Genomic DNA, 6,601 nt, shown 5'->3' with positions numbered 1-6,601 from the left:
CATTAACTGGTATAACATTTTCTAATAAGGTTGATAGTACTATGTGGTATATAACCTTTATTATGATTTACTATGTTGCATTTTATTTAATTTTTAGATTTATTAAAAATGATGTATTTAAAGTAATTACTTTTTTAGTATTTGCTTCAATAAGTTATGTCACTTGGTATGGATTCTATAATAATGGTGAAGCAACAGGAAATTACCCATTGCAGTTTATAGTTGGGGTAATAATTGCAATGTTAGTGCATAGAGGGATATCCATTAGTAAGAGAAGTTTAAATATAACCTTTATAGTTAGCATTTTATTGTTTATAATAAGTATTTTTATTCAAAAATATTATTTAAATGATGTCAGATACCTTATAATGTTACCAATGATACTAATACATTTATTTTCATTTATGTATATGGTGTTATTTGTATCTAAATACTTAACTAGCTCTAAAGTATTGAAGTTTATAGGTGGACTATCATATGAATTATATTTATTAGAAGCTATTTTCTTGATGAAGTATAAGTTTATATTTAATTCTATAAATAATAGAGTATTAGCATTTGTTGTTTATTTTATTTTAATATGTATTTTAGCTTTAGGTTTAAAAAAACTTTTAAAGTATATTAATTTTATTGAATGAAAATTAAATGTTATAATTAATTATAGTTAAGTTAAGAATTAATTATATGAATAGTTTAGATGATATGGGGTGAAATAATGTCTATATATTTAAATACAAATAAATCATTAGAATTATTTAAAGCTTTATACAGAAGTAAATACTTTGTAGATAAGTCAATGATTATTGAGAAGTTGAATGAGTGTGTAGGAACATCAGATAGATATGTGTGTATAACAAGGCCAAGAAGGTTTGGTAAATCATCTGTTGCTGATATGTTAGGAGCTTATTATTCTAAGGCTGTAAATTCTAAAGAAATATTTAATAATCTTAAAGTAAGTAAGACTGAGAGTTACAATGAAAATTTAAATAAATATAACGTAATAAGCATTTCATTTAATGAGATATCGGATAATATGGAAACATATCAAGATTATATAAATAACATAATTATAGAATTAAAGAAAGAGGTAATTGAATTAACTAATAAAGATGATTTGAATCAATCTGATAGCTTAAAAAGAATTTTAGAGAAATCAGAAAAGAAATTTATATTTATATTTGATGAATGGGACTACATTTTTACCAGTAATCTATTTATTGAAAATCAAAACGACTTCTTAGAATTTTTAAGAAACCTTTTAAAAGACCAACCATATGTGGAACTTTGTTATATGACAGGAGTACTTCCAATAAAGAAATATTCAAGCGGTTCTGCACTAAATATGTTTGATGAATTTACAATGCTAAATGATGAAGTTTATGGAGATTACTTCGGATTTACGGAAGATGAAGTTTATAAGTTATGCCAAGGTCAAGAGGGAATTTCATTTGGTGAAATAAGAGATTGGTACAACGGATATATAAATGATGAAGGTAGAAGCATTTACAATCCTCGTTCAGTTGTAAAAGCTCTTCAAAATAAAAAATGTAGAAGTTACTGGACCAATACTGGAGCAATGGACGAAGTAGCTTTATATTTAAAGTATAATACATTAGAAATTCGAGATGATGTAATAGAAATGGTTTCAGGTGGGGAAATAGATATAAGAATAAAAGAAGAATTCAGAGCGGGTCAAGATGAACCTAAAAGTAAAAAAGAAATATATTCTGCAATGATAATTCTTGGGTTTTTATCTTACTATGATGGATATTTAAAAATACCAAATAAGGAGTTATTACAGGAGTTTGAAAAAGCATTAGAAGATGAATCTTTTGGTTATGTATCTGAAATAGTTAATAATTCAAGAAAGATGCTAAAGGCAACTGTTAACTGTGATGTAGAAACAGTAATAAAAGTATTACATGATGTTCATAATTCTGAAATTCCAATACTTAAATATAGTGATGAAAATAGTTTAGCTTGTGTTGTTACTCTTGCATATCTTTCGGCTAGGGATACTTATAGAGTTGAAAGGGAAGAAAAGAGTGGAAAAGGTTTCGCAGACTTTATATTTCATCCAATGAGAAGAAATGACACTCCTTTTATTCTTGAGCTAAAAAAAGATGATACTCCTGAAAATGCTATTAAACAGATAAAAGAAAAAGAGTATGTAGAGAAGTTTAGAAAAGAGTTTAAAGATAAAAAGGTATTAGCTGTTGCTATTTGTTATAGTTCTGATACTAAAGAGCATAGTTGTATAATAGAAGAAATATAAAAAACATATATAATTTTAAATCCAAGTAGAAGCACTATGGGCTTTATTTGGATTTATTATTTTTATACCTTTAGGTGTAGCTATGGGTGTTTTAAAGATAAATATAAGAGATTTAATAAAGTATAAGCTTATTTATTTTTATAATAAGTATATTGTTTAAGAAATGGCAAAATTTCGAACAAGAATTATCCAGAAGCTGAAAAATAACGATAGCCTTAAAAGCTATCGTTACTTTTTTAGCTATAAATAGTATGTCTAAGGTTCTTGGTCTCCATACTTAAGGACAATTGATTTTAGATTTGCTTGTGAACACATGATAAAATCATTTGAATCATCATAATATCCATCAGCTAATGCTTTATCCCAGTACCTTCTTGCTTCTTCATAATAGGAAACTTGAACTCTCATAAATAGGTCATTCCATTCTCTTAAATTAACAGCTTGTACATCAGGATTGGAATGATAGTATAGGTCTTTGTCTAAAAAAGATAGTAAATATACTCTTCCCTCATCTCCAAGAAAATAAATTAGATTTAAGTCGCTATGGTATTTATAGCATCCATTTTTTCTTTTATCTTTAAGGGGGGAGGCAGGATAATGATGAACTATAATAAAGTCATCAAAGTTATAATTAGGGTTATTACGATTGAATTGAACATAGCCATCTTCGGGTCTTTCTATAAGTTCTCCACATACGTCACAGTACCATTTACTTAATGGTTTTTCCATAATTATCACCTTCTTTTTTGATAGTAGTATTATTATACCAAGCTTAAAATCAAATGTAAAATATATTATTTTTTGTATAAAATTTGAAAATAACATAGAAATAAATAGATATTTATATAAAAATGTAGTTTTGAAATTTAAAGAAGTGACAAATAATATATACCTTTAACTAGTAGGTATTTTGAAACAGCAGATATTATATTTAATACTTTAGGAGGAGTTTTAGGGTATTATATTTATTACTATTTAAAATTCTATATGCATAAAAAGGTTTTATAAAATGAGTCTAAGTGAGCATAGTTTTTGCAATGTTTCAGAGTTGTAAAATATACTATGGCAATTAGATTCTTTTTATATGCAGAATATAGAGTATATGTAAAAAACATTGTAATATGGGAAAAATTACAGTATTATAAAAGTTGAAAAAAGATAGACAAAAAAATTAAGGCGGAAAGGAGATGTATTATGAAAAAATTAATGACAATGTTTGTTCTTAGCTTATGTTTAGTTTTTTCTTTCACTACAGTTGCTAGTGCAGGTCAAGGAACTACTACAGCTAAAGAATTACATGGACACTTAAAGGAATTAGGTGTTCCAAGTGCTTATATTGGTAATATTGTTGAATACCTTCAAAAGGTTAAGGTATCAAAGAAGGAGGCTGATGCTGTATTAGCAAAGGCTGATGAAGCTTTAGCAATCATAGGAGATACTACTAATCTTTCTTTATTATCAAAGGCAGATAAGGAAAAGCTACAAACTATTGCAACTGATGCAGGTAAGATATTAGGTCTTAATGTTTCATTTGGTAGAGATGCAAAAGGTGTAACTACTGTTTTAGTTACAGACAAGCATGGAAATATTATTATTGAAGCAAATACTCACTTAGTTATTAAAATAGTTAATAACTTTAAAGCATCAAAGCTTATAGAAGTAGTTAAGGCTGCAATAGATTTTTCTAATAACCCTAAAAAGCATAAGTTTGATCCTATAACAGGAGATTTAAATAATACAGGTACTAATACAATGGCTACAATGTTATTTGGTGCTGGAATTATGTCTTTAGGTGGGGCAAGTCTTTTTGCTTTAAGAAAAATAGTTTAATTTAAGCTGGAGGTTTTTTCCTTATGACAAAATATAAAAAAGGTAAAATAAGCTCCAAAAGACTAGCAAAGAAATTGGGGATTACTTTTGTAATCCCTATATTTATGTTACTTTGTGGAGCAATAATATTTTTTAGTGCAACTTGGGATATGGTAACAGGGGCTATGACTATGGGATCTGTTTTATTTTCTAAACCTAATGATGTTAATATAGGTGAAGTTCAATATATAATCGATAATAAGGCTGTATATAGACCCTCTATAGGAGAAAACTTTGCTACCTTAAAGATAGAAGCATTAGGCTTTGAAAAGCCTATAATACATGGAGATTCTTATAATGAGCTAAATCAAGGGATTGGTCATTATGCAGGAAGTACTATTCCTGGTGAAGGTGGAAATGTTATTATAAGTGGTCATAGAGATAGAGTGTTTTTACCTATTCAAAATATAGAAGTTGGTCATGAATTAGTTATTGAAACTAATTATGGTAAATATAAATATAAGGTTTCAGAAATAAAAATAGTAGATCAAAGTCAAAATGAAGACTTAGCTCCCTTAGATTATGAAAGGCTTACTATGTACACTTGTTATCCCTTTGATGCAATAGGAAATACAAGTGAAAGAATGATTATGATATGTGAGTACATAGGGAATGTATAAGGTGGGTATATGATAAATAAGATTAAAAATATTATTAGTTTTTTATTAGGTATTATTTTAATGTTCACCATAGTTATTAGTGTTATTTCTATATTTTTAAAAGGCAATTTTATAAATGAAAAAGTATATAAAAATATATTAGAGAAAAATGAAATATACACTAAGGTTAATGATTCTATATTAAACAATATAAGTATGTTGCTTAGTGTTAATAACTTAGGTGCTGAAGTAAAAGATAATGTTATTTCTGTAGATGAGATAAAAGAAGAAGTAGATAATGTTGCTTTAGGTGCAATTAGATATTTAAATACAGGTGAAAATAATATAGTAGATATAGATAAAAATAAATATACTGATAGATTTAAAGAAAATTTAAGTAATTATATTTCTGCAAATGGATTCTTTATAACCACAGAGCTTCAAGGGCAGTTAGATAATGTTACTGAAGATGTAGGAGATATTATAGAAAATGAAGTTGAACTTATTAATGTAAAAGTATTAAAGGAATCTTCACTTATAGCTAAGATAAGTAAATTAACTTCAGCCTTTTCTAAAGGATTATATGCTGCAGTATTAGTACTTCCTATTATAATAAGTATTTTACTTTTAATTATATGGGGAAGAAAATATCAAAGCAGTACTATGTGGATAGGAAATGGACTTATAGCAGGAGGACTATTTGTATTTATTATTTTCTTTAGTGGATATGTTTCAGGATTTTATAATAACGTGATTATAAATATAGCTTACTTAAAAGAATTAGTAGCAAATATAATAAAGCACTATCTTTTAACCTTAAGTAATTTAGGATTAATAACTACATTTATAGGTGTTTTATTACTTATTCCATCTATAAGAAGAAGCATCAAAAGTAGTACAAGAATTTCAAAGCGAATTAAAGGAGGTCTATGAAAGTTATAACTTTTATAGACCTTAAATATTTGATGGAAAATGTGATAATTATTTTAATAATGGCAAAATAATTAATGAAGTTAAAATAGACTAGATGAGTTAAAGAGAGATGATATAAATTCTTTTGAAAGTATTAAAAATTCATAATAATTTTTTAGGCTGTAAATAATTTTATAGAATATGACATTGTTACTGTGATATAATTTATGTAAATAAAAAGAGGTTTAAGATGGATAATATAAAATTAATTTATGAAAATATAAAACCAATAAAAGTTAACTATAGAAAAAAACCAATAATAATAGACATAAATAAAAGCGAATTTGATAGTGAAGTATTAGTGAATTTTATAGGTAAAATTAAATACTTATTTACATATAGGTTATGTAAATTTACATTACTCATAAGATTTAAAAATTTGAAGTTTAAAGATAAAATCACATATTTAATATTGGATGCAATAATATATGATTTATTAAAGAGAAGTCAGTTTGATATAAATGTAGAAATAAAAAGTCAAGATAATAGTAATATACACAATAGTGGATTCACAGGTACAGCACTGTATAGGACAATGATGGAGTGTAAATATATAAATAAGGATGTATTTATAAATATATATGAAAATAAGTTTTATTGTGATAAAACGACATATAGAAGAGTTTTATCAAAGGAATGTCTAAAAAATATAGAAACTCCATCAATAGTAGGGAGTGAAGTAGCAACAGTTTTAAAGGGATATTCAAGTGATGAAGAGTGGATAGATGCATTATCGGAAGTTGCTTCGGAGTTAGTATGCAATGTTAGATCGCATACTGAGGGGGATTGTTTATTAGATATTAGTTTAAGTAACAATATAGAGAATATAAAAGATATTGAAAATAAAAAATATATAATGGTAAATATTGCAGTTGTAAATTATTCT

General features: G+C 26.2%; 7 protein-coding genes. 6 read left to right on the top strand and 1 reads right to left on the bottom strand.

What is annotated here, in order from left to right; genetic code table 11:
- Both ACRDBA_RS03450 and ACRDBA_RS03445 read left to right on the top strand, forming a co-directional pair.
- On the top strand, positions 1-638 hold a 638-nt coding region (locus ACRDBA_RS03450; protein WP_438571532.1), incomplete at its 5' end, for an acyltransferase family protein.
- Between the two features lie 77 nt (positions 639-715).
- A complete protein-coding gene (locus tag ACRDBA_RS03445) occupies positions 716-2,275 on the top strand; it encodes an AAA family ATPase (RefSeq protein WP_438571531.1) in 1,560 nt (519 codons plus the stop codon).
- Between the two features lie 255 nt (positions 2,276-2,530).
- Here the strand turns inward: ACRDBA_RS03445 and ACRDBA_RS03440 are convergent, their stop codons facing one another.
- Positions 2,531-3,004, bottom strand: a complete 474-nt coding sequence (locus ACRDBA_RS03440) for a hypothetical protein (protein WP_438571530.1) — start codon at positions 3,002-3,004, stop codon at positions 2,531-2,533.
- A 465-nt stretch (positions 3,005-3,469) separates the two neighbouring features.
- Between ACRDBA_RS03440 and ACRDBA_RS03435 the strand changes: the two genes are divergently transcribed.
- From ACRDBA_RS03435 to ACRDBA_RS03420, 4 genes are all read left to right on the top strand, one after another.
- The gene (locus ACRDBA_RS03435; protein ID WP_438571529.1) at positions 3,470-4,105 is read left to right on the top strand and encodes a hypothetical protein; all 636 of its coding nucleotides are present in this window, start codon (positions 3,470-3,472) and stop codon (positions 4,103-4,105) included.
- 23 nt (positions 4,106-4,128) lie between these two features.
- Positions 4,129-4,764: a class D sortase gene (locus ACRDBA_RS03430; RefSeq protein ID WP_438571528.1), complete on the top strand. Its 636-nt coding sequence runs from the start codon at positions 4,129-4,131 to the stop codon at positions 4,762-4,764.
- 9 nt (positions 4,765-4,773) lie between these two features.
- Positions 4,774-5,676: a hypothetical protein gene (locus ACRDBA_RS03425; protein ID WP_438571527.1), complete on the top strand. Its 903-nt coding sequence runs from the start codon at positions 4,774-4,776 to the stop codon at positions 5,674-5,676.
- Between the two features lie 229 nt (positions 5,677-5,905).
- Positions 5,906-6,601, top strand: a 696-nt coding sequence (locus ACRDBA_RS03420) for a hypothetical protein (RefSeq protein ID WP_438571526.1), incomplete at its 3' end; no start/stop codon positions are given.

Origin of the sequence: Clostridium sp. (assembly GCF_051654825.1) — a bacterium.
Classification (GTDB): domain Bacteria; phylum Bacillota; class Clostridia; order Clostridiales; family Clostridiaceae; genus Clostridium.
This window is presented reverse-complemented; position numbering and strand designations above follow the sequence as displayed.

Coding starts and splice junctions, on each gene's coding strand:
- ACRDBA_RS03435 (WP_438571529.1), top strand. CDS start 3,470: ATGAAAAAATTAATGACAATGTTTGTTCTTAGCTTATGTTTAGTTTTT.
- ACRDBA_RS03430 (WP_438571528.1), top strand. CDS start 4,129: ATGACAAAATATAAAAAAGGTAAAATAAGCTCCAAAAGACTAGCAAAG.
- ACRDBA_RS03440 (WP_438571530.1), bottom strand. CDS start 3,004: ATGGAAAAACCATTAAGTAAATGGTACTGTGACGTATGTGGAGAACTT.
- ACRDBA_RS03425 (WP_438571527.1), top strand. CDS start 4,774: ATGATAAATAAGATTAAAAATATTATTAGTTTTTTATTAGGTATTATT.
- ACRDBA_RS03445 (WP_438571531.1), top strand. CDS start 716: ATGTCTATATATTTAAATACAAATAAATCATTAGAATTATTTAAAGCT.